22 protein-coding genes are annotated in these 20285 nt (G+C 72.3%); 10 read left to right on the top strand and 12 right to left on the bottom strand.

What is annotated here, in order from left to right:
- Positions 1-28: 28 nt before the first annotated feature.
- Positions 29-3184, top strand: a complete 3156-nt coding sequence (locus tag ACFVU3_RS32170) for a phosphocholine-specific phospholipase C (RefSeq protein ID WP_390071809.1) — start codon at positions 29-31, stop codon at positions 3182-3184.
- Between the two features lie 154 nt (positions 3185-3338).
- On the opposite strand, the gene ACFVU3_RS32165 is transcribed toward ACFVU3_RS32170, so the two are convergent.
- From ACFVU3_RS32165 to ACFVU3_RS32150, 4 genes are all read right to left on the bottom strand, one after another.
- Complete coding sequence (locus ACFVU3_RS32165; RefSeq protein ID WP_390071807.1) at positions 3339-4418, bottom strand: PI-PLC domain-containing protein; 1080 nt, start codon at positions 4416-4418, stop codon at positions 3339-3341.
- Between the two features lie 247 nt (positions 4419-4665).
- A complete protein-coding gene (locus tag ACFVU3_RS32160) occupies positions 4666-5865 on the bottom strand; it encodes a S8 family peptidase (protein ID WP_390071805.1) in 1200 nt (399 codons plus the stop codon).
- 307 nt (positions 5866-6172) lie between these two features.
- Positions 6173-6613 (bottom strand): VOC family protein, encoded by a 441-nt coding sequence (locus ACFVU3_RS32155; protein ID WP_390071803.1) that lies wholly within the window; start codon positions 6611-6613, stop codon positions 6173-6175.
- 449 nt (positions 6614-7062) lie between these two features.
- A complete protein-coding gene (locus tag ACFVU3_RS32150) occupies positions 7063-7548 on the bottom strand; it encodes a hypothetical protein (protein ID WP_390071801.1) in 486 nt (161 codons plus the stop codon).
- Positions 7549-8384: 836 nt separating this feature from the next.
- Here ACFVU3_RS32150 and ACFVU3_RS32145 point away from each other — a divergent pair.
- Positions 8385-8558: a CsbD family protein gene (locus tag ACFVU3_RS32145; RefSeq protein WP_390071799.1), complete on the top strand. Its 174-nt coding sequence runs from the start codon at positions 8385-8387 to the stop codon at positions 8556-8558.
- Between the two features lie 239 nt (positions 8559-8797).
- Here the strand turns inward: ACFVU3_RS32145 and ACFVU3_RS32140 are convergent, their stop codons facing one another.
- Positions 8798-9883 carry an SRPBCC family protein gene (locus ACFVU3_RS32140; protein WP_390071797.1) on the bottom strand — a complete coding sequence of 362 codons (1086 nt, stop codon included), beginning with the start codon at positions 9881-9883 and terminating at the stop codon, positions 8798-8800.
- 3 nt (positions 9884-9886) lie between these two features.
- Positions 9887-11056 carry a histone H1-like repetitive region-containing protein gene (locus ACFVU3_RS32135; RefSeq protein WP_390071796.1) on the bottom strand — a complete coding sequence of 390 codons (1170 nt, stop codon included), beginning with the start codon at positions 11054-11056 and terminating at the stop codon, positions 9887-9889.
- Between the two features lie 233 nt (positions 11057-11289).
- Between ACFVU3_RS32135 and ACFVU3_RS32130 the strand changes: the two genes are divergently transcribed.
- The 8 genes from ACFVU3_RS32130 to ACFVU3_RS32095 are packed head-to-tail and all read left to right on the top strand — an operon-like array spanning position 11290 to position 15268.
- Complete coding sequence (locus ACFVU3_RS32130; protein ID WP_390071794.1) at positions 11290-11580, top strand: gas vesicle protein; 291 nt, start codon at positions 11290-11292, stop codon at positions 11578-11580.
- 28 nt (positions 11581-11608) lie between these two features.
- On the top strand, positions 11609-12127 hold the full coding sequence (locus tag ACFVU3_RS32125; RefSeq protein WP_390071792.1) for a gas vesicle structural protein GvpA: 519 nt from the start codon (positions 11609-11611) through the stop codon (positions 12125-12127).
- A 6-nt stretch (positions 12128-12133) separates the two neighbouring features.
- Positions 12134-12853, top strand: a complete 720-nt coding sequence (locus tag ACFVU3_RS32120) for a GvpL/GvpF family gas vesicle protein (RefSeq protein ID WP_390071791.1) — start codon at positions 12134-12136, stop codon at positions 12851-12853.
- A 28-nt stretch (positions 12854-12881) separates the two neighbouring features.
- A complete protein-coding gene (locus ACFVU3_RS32115; RefSeq protein WP_390071790.1) occupies positions 12882-13130 on the top strand; it encodes a gas vesicle protein GvpG in 249 nt (82 codons plus the stop codon).
- Between the two features lie 20 nt (positions 13131-13150).
- On the top strand, positions 13151-13573 hold the full coding sequence (locus tag ACFVU3_RS32110) for a gas vesicle protein (protein WP_390071788.1): 423 nt from the start codon (positions 13151-13153) through the stop codon (positions 13571-13573).
- The gene (locus ACFVU3_RS32105; protein WP_390071786.1) at positions 13570-14559 is read left to right on the top strand and encodes a GvpL/GvpF family gas vesicle protein; all 990 of its coding nucleotides are present in this window, start codon (positions 13570-13572) and stop codon (positions 14557-14559) included. Before ACFVU3_RS32110 ends, ACFVU3_RS32105 begins: the two co-directional genes overlap by 4 nt.
- Positions 14556-14891, top strand: coding sequence for a gas vesicle protein (locus ACFVU3_RS32100; RefSeq protein WP_390071784.1), 336 nt, complete (start codon positions 14556-14558; stop codon positions 14889-14891). The genes ACFVU3_RS32105 and ACFVU3_RS32100 overlap by 4 nt, the downstream gene beginning before the upstream one ends.
- Positions 14888-15268, top strand: a complete 381-nt coding sequence (locus ACFVU3_RS32095; RefSeq protein WP_390071782.1) for a gas vesicle protein K — start codon at positions 14888-14890, stop codon at positions 15266-15268. Before ACFVU3_RS32100 ends, ACFVU3_RS32095 begins: the two co-directional genes overlap by 4 nt.
- Positions 15269-15378: 110 nt before the next feature.
- On the opposite strand, the gene ACFVU3_RS32090 is transcribed toward ACFVU3_RS32095, so the two are convergent.
- From ACFVU3_RS32090 to ACFVU3_RS32065, 6 genes are all read right to left on the bottom strand, one after another.
- Entirely contained in the window at positions 15379-15642 is a 264-nt protein-coding gene (locus tag ACFVU3_RS32090) for a GlsB/YeaQ/YmgE family stress response membrane protein (RefSeq protein WP_390071780.1), read from the bottom strand.
- 46 nt (positions 15643-15688) lie between these two features.
- A complete protein-coding gene (locus tag ACFVU3_RS32085; protein WP_390071779.1) occupies positions 15689-16144 on the bottom strand; it encodes a tellurite resistance TerB family protein in 456 nt (151 codons plus the stop codon).
- Between the two features lie 203 nt (positions 16145-16347).
- Positions 16348-17298, bottom strand: coding sequence for a sporulation protein (locus ACFVU3_RS32080; RefSeq protein WP_390071777.1), 951 nt, complete (start codon positions 17296-17298; stop codon positions 16348-16350).
- 40 nt (positions 17299-17338) lie between these two features.
- Positions 17339-17563: a hypothetical protein gene (locus ACFVU3_RS32075; protein WP_390071776.1), complete on the bottom strand. Its 225-nt coding sequence runs from the start codon at positions 17561-17563 to the stop codon at positions 17339-17341.
- A 284-nt stretch (positions 17564-17847) separates the two neighbouring features.
- Positions 17848-18867, bottom strand: coding sequence for a hemolysin family protein (locus ACFVU3_RS32070; RefSeq protein ID WP_390071774.1), 1020 nt, complete (start codon positions 18865-18867; stop codon positions 17848-17850).
- Positions 18864-20186 carry a hemolysin family protein gene (locus tag ACFVU3_RS32065; protein WP_390071772.1) on the bottom strand — a complete coding sequence of 441 codons (1323 nt, stop codon included), beginning with the start codon at positions 20184-20186 and terminating at the stop codon, positions 18864-18866. The genes ACFVU3_RS32070 and ACFVU3_RS32065 overlap by 4 nt, the downstream gene beginning before the upstream one ends.
- Positions 20187-20285 lie beyond the last annotated feature (99 nt).

Raw genomic sequence — 20285 nt, 5'->3', positions numbered from 1 at the left:
ATGCGAAAGATCCAAGGAGTCCCCCGTCATGTCTCCCTCCCCCGATGTCTCCCGTCGCGCGCTGCTCGGCGGTGCCGCCGGTGCCGCCGTGCTCGCCTCGCTGCCGTTCAGCGTGCGCGAGGCCCTTGCCGCGCCTGCCCGTCCCGGCCGGCTGGAGGACATCGAGCATGTCGTCGTCCTGATGCAGGAGAACCGTTCCTTCGACCATTACTTCGGAACTCTGCCCGGCGTCCGCGGCCTCGGGGACCGCGCCGCCGTCCGCGGGGTGAACGGCAGGTCGGTCTTCCATCAGCCCGACCCCTCGCGCCCCGAGGGGCACCTCGTCCCGTTCGCGATGAACGCGGCCCACACCAACGCCTACCGGAACGGCGCCCCCGCCTTCGGCTTCGTCGACTCCTTCCCGCTCTGGAACGACGGGCGGGCCGACGGCTACGTGACCGGGCGCGGCAGCGGCTGGCTCGGGCACGGCTTCTACGAGCCCGCCGACATGCCGTTCTACAACGCGCTCGCCAGCACCTTCACGGTCTGCGACCAGTACCACGCGTCGGTCCAGTGCAACACGAACACCAACCGCGACCACTTCATGACCGGCACGAGCGGGGGCACGGTCAGCGACACCGTCGTCTACAACAACAGCTACATACCAGGTGGTTACACCTGGACGACGTACGCCGAGCGGCTCCAGAGCGCCGGGATCAGCTGGAAGACGTACCAGGCCCGGGACAACTACGACGACAACGCCCTCGCCTGGTTCCGGCCGTTCCAGCAGGCCGAGCCCGGCGAGCCGCTCCACGACCGGGGCATGGCGATGGTCGGCGCCGCGGTCGACCAGGGCGACGGCCACAAGATGGGCGACGCGCTCGTCGAGGCGTTCCGCGCCGACGTGGCCGCCGACCGCCTGCCGCAGGTGTCGTGGATCGTCGCCCCGGAGGCGCTCTCCGAGCACGCCAGCTGGCCGCCGCCGTTCGGCGAGCACCTCACCGCGCGGCTGATCGAGGCGCTCGCGGACCATCCCGAGGTCTGGGCCAAGACCGTCTTCATCCTCAACTACGACGAGCACGGCGGCTTCTTCGACCACTGCATGCCGCCCGTGCCGCCGCTCTCCGCCGACCGGGGCAGGGCCACCATGTCCGTGGACGGCGAGGTCGTCGTCCGGGTGAAGCGGGCCGACGGTTCCGTCGCGATGAGGGTCGTCTCCCAGGACGGCCGCTACCGGGTCCGCGCCGCCGACGGTGCCCTCTCCTGGTCGGACACCCTGCCCGCCGGGGAGACCCTGGTCTCGGGGCCGCACGCCATGGGCCTCGGCCTGCGGGTGCCGATGCTCGTCGTGTCCCCGTGGACCCGCGGCGGCGTCGTCGACTCCACCGTCCTCGACCACACCTCCGTCATCCGCTTCCTGGAGCGTCGCTTCGGCGTGCGCGAGCCCAACATCAGCCCCTGGCGCCGCTCCGTCTGCGGCGACCTGACGTCCGTCTTCGACTTCTCCGGCGAGGACGTCGTCTGGCCCGAGCTGCCCGACACCAGCGGCAACGTCGCGAAGGGCGACGCGGCCGCCGGGAAGCCGTCGATCGCCGTCCCCTCGCCGCAGTTCTTCCCGCGCCAGCAGCGCGGCACCCGGCCCGCCCGCCCCGTCCCGTACGCCCTGTCGCTGCGCTCCACGGTCCGCGACGGCGAGGTCGGACTCGACCTGCGCAACCAGGGCCGCCAGGCCGCCGTCTTCCAGGTGTACGCGGAGCCCGGCAGCGCTCCCGACTTCTACACCGTCGGCGCGGGCGAGCGGCTCGGCGGAGCCCGCAAGCTCCAGGGTGACGGCTACGACCTGCGGATCCACGGCCCCAACGGCTCACTGTGGGTCCTGCGCGGCCACACCGGCGACGCCCTGGAGGCCCGTCTCAAGGAGGAGTCCGACGGCGACCGCGCGTACGTGGAGATCGAGATCGAGAACCGCGGACGGCGCTCCCGTACCGTGCTCGTCGGCGACGTGGCGTACGGCGGCGGGGTCCGCGAGGTCCGGGTCGGCGCGCGCGACGAGCGCACCGTGAAGCTGCGGGTGCCGGCCGAGCGCTGGTACGACGTCGCGGTGAGCGCCGCCGACGACCCGCGGTTCCTGCGCCGCTTCGCCGGCCGCTTCGCCGACCGTCACCAGGACCGGCACCCCGGCCACGGCAAGGGCGGCCACGGAGGCCAGGAGAGTGGCTGGAGCGGGGCCCGTACCCGTGGCGTCACCGACCCGGCGATGGGCCTCGCCGACGCGCTCACCACCGAGATGACCACGGCCGCCGGTGACGAGCCGGTCGTCGCCGGCGGGACCACGGCCCGGTTCACCGCCACCGTGACCAACCGCGGTCCGGTCGAACTCCGCGACGTCACCGTCGCACTCACCGTGCCGTCCGGATGGACGGCGAAGCCCGCCGCGGACACGCCGCCCCGCACGCTGGCCCCCGGCTCCTCGTATGCCGTCGGCTGGGACGTAACGGCGCCCGCCGACGCCCCCGCGTACGGCTCCGCCCGGCTGCTCGCGGTCGCCCGCGGCCGCGCGTCGGACGGCCTGCGCCTCGCCGACGGCGAGATCCAGGCCCGGATCGCCCCCTCCATGAGCGGGCATCTGCTCGCCGAGGACTTCCAGTCCCTCGCCGGGAAGCTGGTCAAGCGCGGCCAGGTGCTGGGCTGGACGGCGACGGCACCGGACGGCTGGTCGGTCGTCAACGCGCCCGCGATGCCGCAGGGCACGCCCATGTTCCAGGGCTGGACCTTCCACACCCGGCGCGCCTGGTCGGCCGGCGCCCAGAACCGGCCGAACTTCACCCGGGGCCTCGGCATCGTCGCCGTCGCCGACCCGGACGACTGGGACGACACGGGCGCGCCCGCGAGCAAGGGCCGCTTCGACTCGACCCTGGTCTCCCCCGCGGTCCCGATCCCGGCCGGACGCACGACCCTCCGGGTGGACCTCGACTCCCACTACCGGCAGGAGGGCAACCAGAAGGCCGAGGTCCGCGCCGTGTTCGACACCGGCGCGGAGCAGCTCGTGCTCCAGTACGGCCCCGGCTCACCGGACGCCGAGAACACGGCCGTCGGCAAGGACCTCACGGTCCCGGCGGGCGCGCGCACGGTGACCCTCCGCTTCCGCATGTACGACGCCGGGAACAACTGGTACTGGGCGGTCGACCACATCCGCCTGAGCTGACGCGCGGGGGCCTGCCGCCCCGGTTCCGGTCCCGGCCACGGGCATCGCGCCGCGGACCGGCGAGGGTGCCCGTGGCCGGGCCGGTGAGAGCGGGAGCGAGGTCGACTGCGTGGCGTGCGCCGGTGCGGGCCGGCCCCGAGGGGGCCGGCGGCCGTCAGTTCCGGGCGTTCAGCTCCGCCACGATCGAGGCCGGGGTGTGGCCGCTGCCGTCGGACACACGGTGGAAGTCCACCGCCACGAAGTTCGGATCGCGGCCGCCGGCCGCCGGCCGGCACTTCTGGTCGACGCGGTCCCGCAGCTTCGCACCGTTGTCGAGGGCGGCGTTGATGGCGGTGGGGACGTTCCGGTGGTGGCTCATGGTGAAGAGCCGCCGGAAGCCGGGCTCCTGGCGGTCCAGCGGCACGTCGGCCCAGCGGGTGACGCAGGAGACGTCGTCGCCGAGGTCGCCGAGGCTCCAGTAGTTGCTGACGGTCCAGGCCCTGTCGTACATGACGCCCAGGTGCTCCCGGTCGCCCTCGTCGCTGAAGATCAGCAGGCGCTTCCCGGCGCCGACGAGGTCGGTCATCCTCGGCCAGCCCTGCTGGCGCACGTTCCACGCGTCGGGACGGAAGAGCACCTGGTCGAGACCGCGTACGCGGCCGAGCGCGTTCCCCAGCTGCTGCGCGCTGACGTAGTCCTCCAGGAAGACGGACACCACTTCCTGGGGGTTCGCGGCGAGGAAGTCCACCACGGTCTGCATGCTGCTCTGGAAGGACTGCCGGGGCAGCGCGTAGGTGACCCCGGCGAAGGTCTTGCACTCGCCGTGGCAGAGGTGGACGTCGCTCGGGTAGCAGTCGCTGCCGAAGCTGATGACGCACAGCCACTGGCTTCGCTCGTACCAGTGGGTGTCCAGGCTCAGGCCGCGTACGCCGTTGTCGAGCTGGTGGCGCAGGGACTCGGACTGGGCCACCGAGGTCCAGCGGGAGTCCTCGTAGTTGGTGAAGGCGTTGTGCGTGGCGAGGAAGGAGACCTCGTCGAGCCGCCGGTCACCCCAGCGCGCCCGCGCCTGGGCCACGGCGATGCTGTTCCCGGGCCCGGCCGCCGCGGCGGCCGTCGCGGCGCGGTCGGACGCGGGCGGCGGCGCGGCACTCGCCGGGGACGGTGTCACCAGAAGGCTGAGCAGGAGCAGCAGGAGGACGACGGAGAGCCGTTGGGGCCTCTGCCGGGCTGCGCCCGGACCGCGTTGACTTGACATGCCCATGATTGTCATGCGGGGAAGGGTAGTGGCCTTCCCGAGGGATTCACCCATGTATCGCGACAGATGCCTGGACTGCCGCGGCATGTCCACCCGGAATCAGCCGCTACTGAACTACCGATCAGTCACTTGTCTTGTGTACCCACTCGCCCGACGCGGCGCAAGGTCTCCGGCACGGACGCGCACGGGGGCGACCCCCTGGAGGACTTCCGCTCCAGGGGGCCGCCGCATGCGGGGTGAGTTCGGGTCAGGGGGTGATCTTCAGGAGCTTGTTGGGGGTGTTGGCGGAAGGGTTCTTGATGGCGTCCGCCGTGGCCGCTCCGGTGAGCGCGGCGGCCGTGTCGGTCGGGGTGGCCGTCGGGTTCGCCGCCAGGTAGAGGGCCGCGGCGCCCGCGACGTGGGGCGCGGCCATGGACGTGCCGGAGATCGTCTTGACTCCGGTGTCGCTGTCGTTCCAGGCCGAGGTGATCTCCGAGCCGGGGGCGTAGAGGTCCACCGTCGCACCGAAGTTCGAGAAGTCCGACTGCTCGTCGGCGCTGGTGCTGGAGGCGACCGTGAGGGCCTCGGGGACCCGGGAGGGCGAGCCCTGGCCCGCGTCCGAGGACTCGTTGCCGGCGGCGACCGAGAAGGTGATGCCGGCGGCGATGGCGCGCTGGACCGCCGCGTCGAGCGCCTCGTCGGCGCCGCCGCCGAGGCTCATGTTGGCGACGGAGGGACCGGAGTGGTTCTTCGTCACCCAGTCGATGCCCGCGACGACCTGCTCGGTGGTGCCGGAGCCGTTGTCGTCCAGGACCCGCACGGCCACGATCTTGGCCTTCTTCGCGACTCCGTGCGCGGTGCCGGCGACGGTGCCGGCGACGTGTGTGCCGTGGCCGTTGCCGTCGTCGGCCGAGTCGTCGTTGTCGATGGCGTCGAACCCGTGCGACGCCCGGCCGCCGAAGTCCTGGTGCGAGACGCGGACCCCGGTGTCGATCACGTACGCGGTCACCCCCTCACCCCCGCCGTCCGGGTAGGTGTACTTCTCGTCCCCGGCGGCCTCGGCCTGGTCGATCCGGTCCAGGCCCCAGGACGGGGGCTTCTCCTGCGTCTCGTTGATGGTGAAGCGCTTGTTCTGCACGACCGTTCCGACGGCGGGGTCGGCGGCGAGGCGCTTGGCCTCCTGGACGGTCAGACCGGACGCGGAGAAGCCGTTGACCTCCGAGCCGTAGGCGCGGTCGAGCGTGCCGCCGTACTTCTTCGCCAGGGCTTCCTTGTTCGCGGATGCGTCGAGGATGACGACGAAGCTGCCGTCCACGGCGCCGGCCGCGCCGAGTCCGTGGACGGTCCCCTCGGCCGGCGCGGCCGCGCCGGCGAGGTTGGCCGCGAGCAGGGCCGCGGCTGCGGAACCCGCCACGCCTGCGGCGATGACCGTGTTGCGAAGTGCGCGGGATCGCTTGTGAGTTGCCATGAAAAGGGTCTCTCCTCGTGTTGACGTGTGGGGCGTCAAACGTTCGAGAGAACCCTGTGCGGATTGGCAGCCGCAAATCAAGACCTGATCATGACAACTGCTTTATTCAACAAGGTTTCTTAAAGACCTCTCCGCATCGCCTCCACGCCGTTCACGCCTCCCCCAGAGCCCCTCCCCCGAACACGCACACCTCGCGGGGCCCGCCGGACGGGCCGTCAGGGGGCGTGGTGACGCCAGGGTTCCGCGCGGGGGAGGTGAAGACGCGCGATGACCGGAACGCCTGGCGGGGCGAGTGGCAGTCGGTCCGTCAGCCGAGCTGTTCGGCCAGGGCGACGATGATGCCCGAGGGGCCGCGGAGGTAGCAGAGGCGGTAGACGTCCTCGTACCGGGCCACCTCGCCGAGGAGTTCGGCGCCGTGGGTGCGCAGCCGGGCGATCGTGTCGTCGATGTCGTCGACGGCGAACATGACCCTGTGCAGGCCGAGCGTGTGGGGCGGCGGGTCGTGCGGCACGGAGGGAATCGCCACGGGGTGGTGGTACCGCGCGAGTTCCAGCTTGCCGTGGCCGTCCGGGGTCCGCATCATCGCGATGTCGCTGCGGACTCCGTCGAGTCCGACGGCCTGATCAGCGAAGAGCCCCTCGATCGGTGCCCTGGCCTCGACCTCCATGCCCAGTTCGGTGAAGAAGGCGACGGCCGCGTCGAGGTCCTCGACGACGATGCCGACGTTGTCCATCCGCTGAAGCGCCACGACGGTTCTCCCTGTGCTGTACCCGGTCCTTGTGGCCACCGGTATATCGAGGACGGAGCCGACGAGGCGCTCTCGACACCCTTGAAGGGGCTGGGTTCGTGACGTCGGGTGGCTCCGCGGACGAGCCCGTGCCGATCGCGGCGGCTGGGCGGTGGCCGCGGCCCGATGCCTCGCGCAGGGCGCCATGGACCGCGTACGGCTACGGCTCCCCGACAAGCCGGGGGGGGCGCCGTGGTGGCGGTTCGCCGGACCCCATCAGGGTGACCGTGTCGAATCCTGTGACTCCGCCCTCGCGGACGACCATGGCCGCGTCCCGGGCGAGGTCCGTCAGGAACAGGCTCACGACGCCGTCCGGGTCGCGGACCACGTGTCCCCCACCTCGATCTCGACGTTCCGATCGAGGGTCTGACGGGCACCACCCGACAGGTCGTGACGGCAGCAGGGACGGCTCAGCCGCCGACGACGTCGCCTGTGGCGCCCTCGGCCCCGGCGCACTTCGCCCAGGCGGCCTGGAATTCGGGCGTGTGGTACTGCGCCTTCTGCTCGTTCGTCAGATTCGCTTCCCCCGTCGCGGGGTCGGGGTCCGGGTACTCGGGGTAGCCGTTCTCGCGCACGCAGGCGCTCAGCTTCTGGGACTTGGCCAGAAAGGCGGCCGGAACCGTCGCGGTCGACCGGGGAGCGCCGGTGGGGAGCTTGTCCCGGCACTTCGCCTCGGCTTCCGTCATGGCCGCGAGTTCGTTCGCGTCCTTGTCCACGCGGAGCTGGCCGTCGTCACGCTTCTCCAGGACGAGGCCGTTCGCTTCGAGGCACCGGTAGTAGCCCTCCTCCTCCGTACCGACGGCTTCGGCGGGGGCACCACCGGAACAACCGGTGAGGAGCGCGGCGGCACACAGCGCCATCGCGGCGAGTCCGGACACGGCGGGACGAACGAGCATGGGGACTCCGATGAGAACGCGCGATGAGAGGGACGCAGGTCCCGCGAACCCGTCCGACGGATGGGAGCCAGAAGAGGCCCGGATGGGTCCCTGCCTGATCATTCCGGGGACGAAGCAGCGAGGATAGAGCCGCCGGAAAGATCTTGTCCACCGGTCCCGGCCCCTGGGAAACAGGTGCCGGTGGTCCGCCCTGGCCGTGCGCGGAATTCCGGTGGCCGCCCGCTCCAGCCGGCCAGGTGCCGTCCGGGGCGAGGGAGCGAGGCGCGCCGGTGTGGCACCGGGCCGGGCGTGCCCTGCCGGCATGTCCGTCAGAGGCGCCGGATGCGTGTCCGGCCGCGTGCGTGGCCGGACGGATTCGGGGTACTCGCGGTGTTCGGGAAAGCACCACATCGCCGGCCGGCGTTTCGAGGTGAAGGCCATCGGCCGGCGGCGAGAAGGCCGAAGACACCCTCAGGCACTGAGCCACGTCTTCCGGCCCCGTGGAAAGGGGTCCCCGTGAAGCGTCGGGCACGCGTCCCCCTGGACCTGCTCACCGGGCGGCGAGACCCGTGAAGACCGCCCTCGGGCAGCGTCTGCGGCGCCGTCGGCGTCGCCGGGCGCTGCACCGCTGGACACCGGCCGCCGTGACCCACCGTGCCGGGGCCCGCATGGCCCTGTGGGGCGCCCGGGCGACCGTGTGGAGCGCGAAGACGCTGATGCGGCATGCGGTTCGTACGGGATTCCGCGCAGTGACGCCCCGCTGGGTCCGGCATCGCGCGTGACCGGGCGGATTCGGGGTACTCGCCGTTATCGGAGAGCACCATCGCACCACTGATGAACGTTCCGAGGTGAAGGACATGGCCGGTGGCAAGAAGGCCAAGAACATGGCCAAGGCCGCGAAGGGCAAAGCCAAGGAGACCACGGGCAAGGCCGTGGGCAACGAATCCCTGGAGATGAAGGGCAAGGCCGAGCAGGTGGCCGCACAGGCCAAGCAGACAGGCGAGAAGGCCAAGGACACCCTCAGGCACTGAGCCGCCCTTCCGAAGTCCGGCCCGGCGGGTTCCCACCCGTCGGGCCGGACCTCGCTCCGTCGGGCCGGGCATCACCCTCGCTCCATCGGGCCGGTCCTCGCTCTCGTCCGCGCCCGGGCCCTCCACGCGCCGGCACCCCCACGTACCAGCCAGGCGCCCGGCACCCGGCGCGCGCGGTGCTCGCCGTCGGGTGTCGGGTGTCGGGTGTCAGGTGTCGGGACGGCGCTTCGTCGCGGGTCTCAGCGCCTGCGGCGTGCGCGGGCGGGTTCCTCCTCGGCGTCTTCCTCCTCCTCCTGCTCCTCGTCCCCCTCGGCCTCTTCGTATCCGCCTTCGTCCTCGTCGACATACTCGTCCTCGTCCCCGCCCTCTCCCTCGCCCTCGGGTTCGTCCTCGTCGGCGTACTCGTCCTCGTAGCCGTCCCCGGTCTCGCTCTGCTCTCCGTCCCCCTCGCCGTCCTCCTCGCCCTCCTCTTCCTCGGCTTCGGCGTCGAGCGCCTCCTCGTGGCTGCGTACGACCTCTCCGTCCCGGATCTCCCCTCGCCAGCCCTCGGGCTCGTCGGTGCTCAGGGCCACGTGGCGGAGGAAGTGCTTCAGGTCCAGGCGCAGCCTGCGGCCCTGGGCCCGCCACAGGTTGCCGGTCTTCTCGAAGAGTCCGGCGGGGTGGTACTCGACGACCACGACGATCCTGGTCAGCGAGGGGGCGAGCTCGTGGAAGCTGACGCAGCCGCGTGAGGTGCCCTTGGCGCCTTCGGAGGTCCATACGATCCGCTCGTCCGGGATCTGTTCCTGGACCGTCGCCTTCCAGCTGCGGGAGGACGGGCCGACCTTCAGCTTCCAGTCGGTCGTCGTGTCGTCGGCGCGCGAGACGTCGCGCACGCCCTTCGCGAAGCCGCTGAACTCCTCGTACTGCGTCCAGTGGTCGTACGTGGTCCGCAGGGGCAGGCCCACGTCGAGCCACTCCACGATGTTGACGACCTTGCCTCCCCCGCTCTTGCGGCCCCCGCCCTTGCCCAGCGCCTTCGAGGCGACGTCGGTGACCTTGTCCTTCACCTTCCCCAGCGCCTGGCCCGCGGCGGCCTTCAGCGGCGAGTCGCCGCCGAGGACGCGGCTGCCGAAACCGGCGAGGTCTCCGCCGTTGTCGGCGACCTCGTTGAGCTGGTCCGTGAGGCCGTTGAGCTTGTCGCCCGCCTTCTCGGCCAGCTGATCGGCCTGGGCCGAGGCGAAGCGGGAGAACTCGCTCAGCAGCTGGTCGAGCCCTGACTCCTTGCCGGAACCGGAGCCGTCGCGGCCCCTGGTGCCCGAGCGGGTGTGTTCTGAGGTGGCCATGACTTACCTCCGCGGCGACGTCTTGCGGGCCGTACTCTTCCTGGCCGCCGGCTTGCGCGGCGACGTGGCCTTCTTGGCGGCCGTCTTGCGGGCCGGAGCGGACTTCTTCGCGGCCGGCCTGCGAGCCGAGTCCGAGGTGCTCGCCTTCTTGGCGGCGGGCCTCGTCGACCCGGCCTTGGAGGACCTGCTCGAACTGGTCCCGGACGCCTGTCCGGCCGTGCTCCTGCGACTCGCCGTCTTCTTGGCCGCGGGCTTCTCGGCGGCCTTCTTGGCGGGAGGCTTCCGCGCCGCGGACGTCTTCGCCGGAGCCTTCTTGGCCGGGGCCTTCTCGGCGGAGGTCTGCTTGGCCGGAGCCTTCTTGGCCGGGGCCCGCTTGGCAGGGGCCTTCTTGGCCGGAGCCTTCTTGGCCGGGGCCTTCTCGGCCGAGGCCCGCTTGGCCGGAGCCTTCTTCGCCGGAGCCTTCCTGGCGGGGGCCTTCTTGGCCGGGGCGCGCTTCGCCGCGGACTTCTTCGCGGCGGGCTCATCGGTGTCGTCCGGCCCTGTCGCGGCGGTCCTGCGGCGGGTCCGGCGCGGGGCCGGCTGCCGCTCGGGCTCCTCCTCGGCCTCCTCGGGCTCCTCCTCGGCCTCCTCCTCGGCCTCCTCCTCCGGCTCTTCCTCCGGCTCTTCCTCCTCCTCGTCCTCGGCCTCACCCCGTGCCTCGTCCTCCGGGTACTCGTCCTCGTACTCCTCGTCCGCCGCCTCCTCCTCTTCCTCGTCCTCGTACGGCTGCTCCTCGTCCTCGTACGGCTCGTCCTCGTCCTCGTACCGCTCCTCCTCGTCCTCCTCGTCCTCCTCGCCGTCCGCGTCCTGAGGCGCGCGCGGGCGGGTCAGTTCGAGGGTCCGGTGGTGGAGGACGTCGGCGAGGTCAGCGAGCTTGCGGTCGGCGGCGGCGCTCAGGGCCTGCCGGCCGGCGTCGAGCGCCTCACCGCGCAGCTGGTCGCCCAGATCGGCGAACTGCGGCATCTCCTTGAGCCGGGAGACTCCTTCCCGCAACAGCTGTCCGGGGTCGAGTCCGACGCGACGGCCGGCCAGATAGGTCGCGGCCGAGAAGGCCAGGCGTCCCTTCTTGGCCCGGCCGAGCACATAGCCGCCCGCCACGGCCGCGGCGAGTGCGATCTTGGTCGAGTCTTGCATGACCGGTCCCTTCACCGAAGGCTTTTCCCCGCGACTGCCCAGGGCGTCGGAGTTACGCACACAGAAGCGCGGAGAAGCACGGAGAAGCACCCGGAGAACCCGCCGAAATGAGCGAAGCGAGACGGGGCGGCGAAGGGCAGAGGAGCCCGACGAAGCGCCGAGACGTGCATAGAAGTCGCCTGACGGGACACTCGCCGCTTCAAGTGAGGCCGTCTCCCCGAAGGAGGTGGCTGATGGCCGCCGAATCCGCTCGCTCGCGGCGGCGCATGGGCGCCGCGGAAGCGATGCGCTCCGCCGCCGGGCAGCTGGCACTGCTCCTCGGCAGGGATCCCGACTCCGTCTCCTCGCTCAAGCCGACCGAGGACGGATGGGAAGCACGGGTCGAGGTTGTGGAACTCCCGCGCATTCCGGAGACCACGAGCGTGATGGGCAGCTACAAGGTCGTCCTGGACGCACGGGGAGAGCTGCTCTCCTTCGAGCGCGTCCGCCGCTACAGCCGCGGCACCACCGACCGCCCGAACTGAACGACGGAGGCAGGAGAGAGGAGGCGTCATGACGATGATGCCGCAGAGCGGCAGCGGTGTCGCCCATCAGGGAGCAGGAGGGCCCGGCAGCGGCAACCTCTACGACGTCCTGGAGCTCATTCTCGACCGGGGCATGGTGATCGACGTGTTCGTGCGCGTCTCCCTGGTCGGCATCGAGATCCTCAAGATCGACGCCCGCATCGTGGTCGCGAGCGTCGACACGTATCTGCGCTTCGCCGAGGCGGTCAACCGGCTCGACCTGGAGTCCGGCCGCAAGGCCCCCGCCCAACTGCCCGAGGTCGTCGAGGGCATGACCGAGGGGGGCGCACGGGGCAAGTCGAAGGGGATCCTGGGCGGCGCGGTCGACGCGCTGACCGATTCCCTGGGCGGCGGCTCCCGCGACGACGAGGAGGACGAGGAGGAGCCCGAGGACGCGGATTCCGAGGAAGAAGAGGAAGAGGAGCCGGAGGAGGAGCCCGAGCCCGAGCCCGCACCCCGGCGACGCCGCCCCGCCGCCCGCCGCTCGGCCCGCAGGGAGAGGGAGTGACCCCCCATGACCCTCTACGTGTACGCGATCACCGCCGCGTCCCCTCCTCACCGACTCGACGGTCTGGACGGCGTCGGATCGGACGCGTCCGCTCCCCGCGCGGTCACCGCCGGGCCGGTCGCCGCGGTGGTCAGCGACGTCTCGGAGGAGATCCGGCCCGCGCGCCGGGACCTCCTCGCGCACCAGGCGGTGCAGGAGCGTCTCATGGCCGCCGGAGCCGTGCTGCCCCTGCGTTTCGGGCACGTGGCCGACGACGAGGAGACGGTGCGCGAGGCGCTGGAGGCCGGTGCCGACGCGTATCTCGACGCGCTGGACCGTCTGAAGGACTGCGCCGAGTTCCACATACGGGCCACCCAGGACGACGAGGAGCCCCTGCTGCGCCGCGCCCTGGACGAGGTGCCCGGGGTACGGGACCTCGACGCGCGGATCCGCGCGGGCGATCCCGACCCCCGGCTGCCGCTGGCCCTCGGCGAGCTCGTGACCCGCCAGGTGCAGGCGTGGCAGCAGGCCGCCGCCGACGCGCTGACCCGCGCCCTGGAGCCGTACGCCCGTGATCGCGTCGCCCAGGAACCGACGGGCCGCGACTTCCTCAATCTGTCCCTGCTGGTGCCGGACGACCGCGCGGACGCCCTGCTGGAGGCCCGGGAGAAGCTCGACCGGGAACTCGGCGACGGCGCCGCCCTGCGTTTCTCCGGTCCGCTGCCGCCCTACAGCTTCGTCGGCTGAGGCCCGGCACCCGGGAGAGGAGGAGATCATGGGGCTGCTGAGCCGGCTGCTGACCTTTCCGCTGGAACCGGTGCGGGGCGCGGTCTGGGTCGCGCGACAGGCCCTCGAACAGGCGGAACGCGAGTACTACGACCCCGCCCCCGTCCGGCAGGCGCTCGCCGACCTGAACGAGGCGCTGCGCACCGGAGAGATCGACAGCGAGACGTTCGAGCGGCAGGAGGCCGCGCTCCTCGCCCGGCTGGAGGAGCTGGCGCGTCACCGGCACCGCACGTCCTGAACGACGAAACGAGGCCCGCCGTGTCCGAACCCCTGCCCGGCCGTATCGGCTCCTTCCCCTCGCGCGCCGGCCCCGTGCCGTACGCCTCGGGAGAACCGTCCAGCCTCGCCGACATCCTTGAGCGGGTCCTCGACAAGGGCATCGTGATCGCCGGCGACATCCGCATCAACCTGCTCGACATCGAGCTGCTGACCATCCGGCTCCGCATCCTCGTCGCGTCCGTGGACAAGGCCAAGGAGATGGGCATCGACTGGTGGGAGCACGACCCGTCCCTGTCCTCCCGCCACGCGGGGAGCGCCCTGGAACAGGAGAACCGCCGCCTTCGGGCCGAACTGGACGAGCTGCGGCGCGACCGCGTCACCGGCCGGGAGGCCCCCCGCGAGGTCTTCGGCGAGGACACCCGGCGGACCGGCGCGTCCCGTCGTCGTGAGGAGGAGCGGTGACGAGCCCCGGAGAGCACGTCGTCTACGTCTACGCGGTCACCGTGGCGACGGCGCCGCTGCGGGACCGCCTCGCCGCGCTGCGGGGCGTCGGCGGAGCGCCGGTGGAGCTGCTGTCCGACTCCGGCGGCGGCGTGCAGGAGGGCAGCCCGGGGGCCGGCCCGGGAGCGTCCGGCGGTGGGGCGGCGGGCGGCGGGACGGGTCCGGCGGACGGCTCGGGAGAGTCCGGCCGACCGGCCCTCGTCGTCAGCGCCGTTCCGCGCGTCGACTTCGACGAGGCGGCTCTCACCCGGCATTTCGAGGACCTCGCGTGGCTGGAACGGGTCGCCCGCGCCCACCACGACGTCGTCGGGGCCGTCGCCGCCGTCGGCACCGTCCTGCCCCTGCGGATGGCGACCGTCTACGAGGACGGCGACCGGGCCGGACGGGCGCTCGCCGAGCGCCAGAACACCTTCGCGCGGCGCCTGACCGCGCTCCGCGCCCACGCCGAGTACGGCGTGAAGCTCTCCGTCCCGCCCGCCGCGACCGGTGCGGACGAGCCCGCCCCCGCCGACCCGGACGCCGGGACCGCCGCCTCGGCCGGCTCCGCCGAGGGAGACCCGCCCGGGCCCGGCAGGGCCTACCTGCACCGGCGCCGGGCCCAGCGGCGGGCCCGGGAAACCGTGCACGCACAAGCGCGTCACGCGGCGTCCGCCCTCGCGGAGGCGGCCGCCCTCCACGCCTCGGAGCACGTCCGCCACGCTCCCCAGCGCTCGCCCCTGAGCGGTCCGTACGAGAACGTGCTGAACGACTCCTACCTGGTCGCGGACGAGCGGGTCGACGCCTTCCGGGCGGCCGTCTCCCAGGTCGCCGACCGGTTCCCCACCCTGCGCGTGGACGTCACGGGTCCCTGGGCGCCCTACTCCTTCGCCATGCCGCCCGCCCCGGACCCGGACCCCGACGACGGATCCGCCGCTTCCGGACCACCCGCCGCGAGGGGGCGGCCATGAGCCCGCATCCGCACGGCGCCCCCGACGACTCCCCGTACGACGACCGGTACGCAGGGCGTCACGAGGACCGGTACGAGGGCCGCGGCCAGGTTCGCCACGACGACGGGCGGGACGGCGGCGCGTACGACGGCAGGTACGACGACCGGCTGCCGGAGCGGCAGGTCGCCCTGGTGGACCTGCTGGACCGCCTGCTCAGCGGCGGGGTGGTGCTCGCCGGCGACCTGGTCCTGTCCGTCGCCGGCATCGACCTCGTCCGCATCTCGCTGCGGGCCCTCATCGTCTCGGTCGGCGAGGAGACGGCCGACCGGGGCTCCGGAGGGCGGCCGACGTGACCGGCGACGGCACTCCCGGCCCCCGGCCCCCGGACGACGCGCTGGCCCGGGCGTTCCGGCTGGTCCGAGCGCCCCCGGCGGCCTCCGCGCGCAGCACCGCGCCCGCGCACCGCTTCGTCACCGATCCGGAGTCGGTCGGGGAGGACCTCCTCAAGCTCGTCCTGACGCTCGTCGAACTCCTGCGGCAGCTCATCGAGCGCCAGGCGCTCCGCCGCGTGGACGCCGGCGACCTCACCGACGAGGAGGAGGAAGAGCTGGGGGCGACCCTGATGGCCCTCCACGACGCCCTGGCCGACCTCTGCGCCGAGCACGGCTACGCCCTGGAGGACCTCAACCTCGACCTCGGACCGCTGGGCCCCCTGCTCCCCCGGAACTGAGGCGACCGCTCACAGCCGTCGCTCGATGCGCCCGCCCCTTCGGGAGAGCGACCTCCGTCCCCTCGGGAGGCGCCCCCCCTGCACCTGCGGAGGGCTCCGTGCGCTCGGTCTCAGGCCCGCGCCTTGAACCGCTCCAGCGCGGCCACGCCCGCTGCCGCGAGGCCGATCTGGATGATCCACTCGATCCAGTCGATCCCCTGGGTGTCCGCGACCCCCAGGCCCGCCGCGAGGGCGGTCCCGACGAGGGCCGCGGCGATGCCGACGGCGATGGTCCACAGCACGCCGATCCGCTGCCGGCCGGGCAGGACGAGCCGCCCGAGGGTGCCGATGACGACGCCGATGACGATCGCGCTGATGATGCCCGAGATTTCCATACCTGTTCCCGTTCCTTGTGGCGTACGACGGCGACTCCGGCGCCGACTACAGGTCGAACTCGTGCGGCGGGAGGCCGAGGGTGAAGCACGCCTCGCGCACGACGGCCTGCTCGGTCTTGTCGAAGTCGCCGTCGGCGCCGCCGATGACGATGCCGATCTGGATCACGGCGCGGGCCTCGGCCGGCTTCTTCTTCGCCTTGGCGATCTCCTGGAGGACGCTGACCTTGCCGAAGTCGAAGTCGGTGGTCAGCTTGTCCAGGTTGGCGTCGAAGCGGCGCTGGAGGTCGCTCGCGTCGAAGTTCCGCAGGACCTCGTTGGTGGCGATCAGCTGGGCGACCCGCCGGCGTTCCGACGCGTCGATCGTGCCGTCGGCGGCGGCCACGAGGGCGCACATCGCCATGGAGGCGTCGCGGAACGCGCCGGACGTGAGGTCGTTCTTCTTCGCCACCAGCTGCGTCTGCATCGTCGACGCCGACTCCTTGATGCGGTCCCACAGGGCCATCGCGAACTCCCTCAGAAATCTGGAGGTCCGTCCGGGGCGGATGGAGCGGTGGCCCGGACGGACCTGTCTTCTACAACACTGTAGAAGTTATCAGGTGCGCGTGACCCGGATTCGAGCGGGGCGGGGGCACCCAACCGGCTCGACCGTTCCGGCGAAGGCGCGGCACAGCCCCCCTTCCTCCGGAACGCCTCATCGAGCCGCGCTCACTCCTCGCCGTCCTCCTCGTCCCCTTCGAAGAAGTCGCCCACCTCGTCGACGACTTCGGCGGCCACCATGCCGCCGACGACCCCGACGGCCAGACCCGCGGCACCGACGGCGACGGCCGCCCCCGCACCCGGGCCGGAGTGGTGGCCGCCGTGGCCGTACGAACCGTGTCCGGCGGCGCGGTGCTCGACGAGGGCGCGGATCCAGCCGTCGACCTCGGCGTACCAGTCCGTGTGCTCGACGTCGTGGTGAGCGACCGAGTAGCGGGTCAGCGCGTCGTGCCCCCCGGAGAGGAGACCGCCCCGCTTGTCGGCCTCCAGGACGACGTCCAGCCCGGCGGCGCCGGCGAGGAACGTCACCTCGATCTCGTCGAACTGGTGGGCGTACTGGGGCGCCGGAGCCAGTTCGATCTCCTGGTAGAACGGCAGTTGCTGGGCCGTGCCGCCGATGCGGCCGAGTTCCAGGTCGGCGGACCTGAAGGCGAAGCCGAGCCGGCCCAGCGCCCCCAGGATCGCCTCCTGAGCGGGCAGGGGGCGGACGGCGAGCGGGTCGAGGTCGCCCTTGTCCCTGGCTCCGGCGACGCCGAGTTCGGTGCGTACGCCGAGGGCGATGCCGAGGCCCTGCCCGTACAGCTCGGTGATCGGCGTCTCCCACGGCAGGGTGAAGGAGAACGGCACGCTGCGGTGCTCGTCCTCGGCCAGGCGGAAGCCGCCCGCGACGACGTGCTGGTGGAAGGCGATCACGCCCTCGGCCTCGCCGTCGTCGTGTTCGGCCTCGACCCGGGCGACGAGCTCCAGGGTGATGTGCTCGACCGTGAAGTCGGCGTGGCCGCCCTGGAGTCGGACCTGCCCGGCGACGGCGCCGCCAGGTGCCACCGCACCCGGGTCGAGCACGGTGTCCACCGAGGGACCCCCTACGCCGAGCGAGCCGAGCAGACGCTTGAACACCATCGGGTGTTCACTCCTTCCTTTGGCTTGTGCGGTCGGGCAGTCAGGGTGCGGCCGGGTCGTAGCCGTACCGCAGCGGTCCGGGCGAGCGCCCGTCGCGGCGGTAGACGTAGACGGCCGTCGCCCGCATGCCGTCCCGGGGCTCCTCCACCTCACAGGGGTACGTCACCTGGACGAGGCCCGGCCTGCCCTGGACCCGCACGCGCGTTCCGTCGGCGGGGCCGCCGGAGAGCAGTGCCGTTTCCCAGTCCGGCGTGTGGTCCGTCATGCGAGGTCACCTCGGATTCGCGAGCGGGGCGGGCGAAGACAGGAGGGCGACGGCGTCCGTCCCCGCGCGGGGACGGGATCGAGACACCGGAGGGGCACGGCGGACGTGAAGGCGCACGAAGACATCACGCACCCCCACCGACCGGGAGGCGCGACCACCGCGCCTCTACACGTTTGTAGAGGATAGGTGGGCGCGCGCTCCTGGCGGGACGCGTGAGCGGTTCTCCGCCAACAACGTCCGAAAGTGTGCGCGCGGCGGTCATGCACGCCCCGCCCGGGCGGGTCTCAGGCCGTCTGCGGTCCCATGATCCGGACCAGGAGGTCGTCCAGGCTGACCAGGCCGGTGAGCGTGCCCTCGTCGTCGCGGACGAGAGCGAGGGAGGACCGGCGCCGGCGGAGCTGTTCGATCGCGCCGGCGACGGTCTCCGTACCGGCCAGTTCGGGCACGGGGCGGGCGAGGTCGCGCGCGGTCAGGTCCCGGCCGCGGGTGCGGGCGACGAGGGCGTCACGGGCGTGCACCGAGCCGAGGACGACGTCTCCGTCGCGGACGAGGAGGCGCGAGCGGTCGGCCTCGGACGCCTGGACGAGGAGCGCGTCGAGGCCGGCGTCGGCGGGGACGGCGACGATGTCGGCGGCCGGGGTCTGGAGTGCGGCGACGGGGGTCTGGGGCTCGGTGAGCGAGCGGGTGATGAGCTGGGAGTCGGTCCTGTTGATGAGACCGAGGCGCGCGGACTCCTCGACGAGGTGGGTGAGCTGCTCGCGGTTGTGGACGGCCGCGAGTTCGTCGCGGGGCTGGACGCGGCACATGCGGACGAGTGCGTTGCTGACCTTGTTGAGCAGCCAGATCAGCGGGCGTACGGCCTTGACCAGGGCCCGGAACGGCGGGGTCAGCAGCATGGCGGAGCGCTCGGGGTGGGCGATGGCCCAGGACTTGGGGGCCATCTCGCCGAGGACCATGTGAAGGAAGACCACGACGATCATGGCGACGGCGAACGCGATGCCGTAGCTGAGCCCTTCGGGCAGTCCGAGGTCGACGAGCAGCGGGTCGAGTTCGTGGGAGATGGCCGGCTTGGAGATGGCGCCGAGGCCGAGGGTGCACAGGGTGATGCCGAGCTGGGCGCCGGCGAGCATCAGCGACAGCTCGCGCATGCCGGCGAGGGCGGCCTTCGCGCCGCGCTGCCCGTCGGCGACCGCCTTCTCGATGCGGTGGCGCTTGGCGGCGACGAGGGCGAACTCGGCGGCGACGAAGAAGCCGCTGCCGATGAGCAGCAGGACGGTGATGAAGAGGGCCATGGGGAAGCTCATGCCTGGGTCTCCTCGGCCGGGACGGTCGGCTGGACGCGCTCGATGCGGACGCGTCCGGGTACGTGGCGGTCGAGGCTGAGGACGTCGATGCGGACGCCGTCGACGGTGAGGCCGTCGCCGATGGTGGGGAAGCGGCCGAGGCGGTCGATGACCAGGCCGGCGACGGTGTCGTAGTCGTCGTCGCCCGGCAGCGCGATGCCGGTGGCGTCCTCGATCTCGTCGAGCCGGCGGCCCGCGTCGACGCGCCAGCCGTCCCCGTCCGGGACGGCGAGCGCGACGACGGTGTCGGTCTCGTCGGCGATGTCGCCGACGAGTTCCTCGGCGATGTCCTCGTAGGTGACGATGCCCGCGATGCCGCCGTGCTCGTCCAGGACGACGGCGAACTCGTCGTCCGCCTCCCGCATCCGCGCCACCGCCTGGGGCAGCGGCAGCGTGTCGGGCAGCAGCAGGGGCGCGCGGTCGGCCTCCCCCGCGGTGAGGGTGGAGAACCGGTCGGCGGGCAGGCGGGCGAGGTCGCGCACGCCGAGGACGCCGGCGATGTCGTCGGGGTGGTCGCCGAGGACGGGGTAGTTGGAGTGGCCGTGCTCCGCGATGAGCCCGACCGCCTCGGTGAGCGTGGCGTCCTTGCGGACGAAGACGGCGTCGGCGCGCGGGACCATCACCTCGTCCAGGGTCCGCTCGGAGAACTCCAGCGCGTGGTCGAGGAGTTCGGCGGTGTCGGCGGGGAGCCGGCCCTGCTCGTGGGACTCGCCGATGAGGTGGCTGAGCTCCTCCAGGGTGGCGCCGTGGTGCAGCTCCTCGACGGGCTCGATGCCGACCTTGCGGAGCAGCCTGTTCGCGGCGCCGTCGAAGACGCGGACGATCGGTCCGACGACCTTCAGATAGAGGAGGGTGGAGGGCGCCAGGGACTTGGCGAGCCGTTCGGGGACCGCGAGCGCCAGGTTCTTCGGCGCGAGTTCGCCCAGGACCATCTGGAGGACGGTGGCGACCACGAAGGCGAGGACGACGGAGATCGCCGACACCGCCCCGTCCGACAGGCCCGTCCCGTCCAGCGCGGGCTTCAGCAGGGCGGAGACGGACGGCTCGGCGAGGAAGCCGACGACGAGGCCGGTGACGGTGATGCCGAGCTGGGCGCCGGAGAGCATGAAGGAGAGGCGTTCGAGGACCTTCAGCGCGCGGGCCGCCCGTCTGTCGCCGGCCTCGGCCTCGCGGGCGAGGGCGATCCGGTCGGCGGCGACATAGGCGAACTCCTGGGCCACGAAGTAGCCGGTGCCGGCGGTCAGCACGAGGACGGCCAGCAGGCCGAGAGCGGCGTTCATCGGTGACCGCACCCCTTCGAGGGGACGGGACGCGTCGTTCTGGCGGACAAGCAGGTGCTCCTTCGTGGGGCGTCGGTCAGGGGTGAACGGGTTCGAGTA

Source organism: Streptomyces sp. NPDC058052 (genome assembly GCF_042885515.1).
GTDB lineage: Bacteria > Actinomycetota > Actinomycetes > Streptomycetales > Streptomycetaceae > Streptomyces.
Note: the sequence above shows the minus strand (reverse complement) of the source record. Positions and strands in the feature narration are given on the sequence as shown.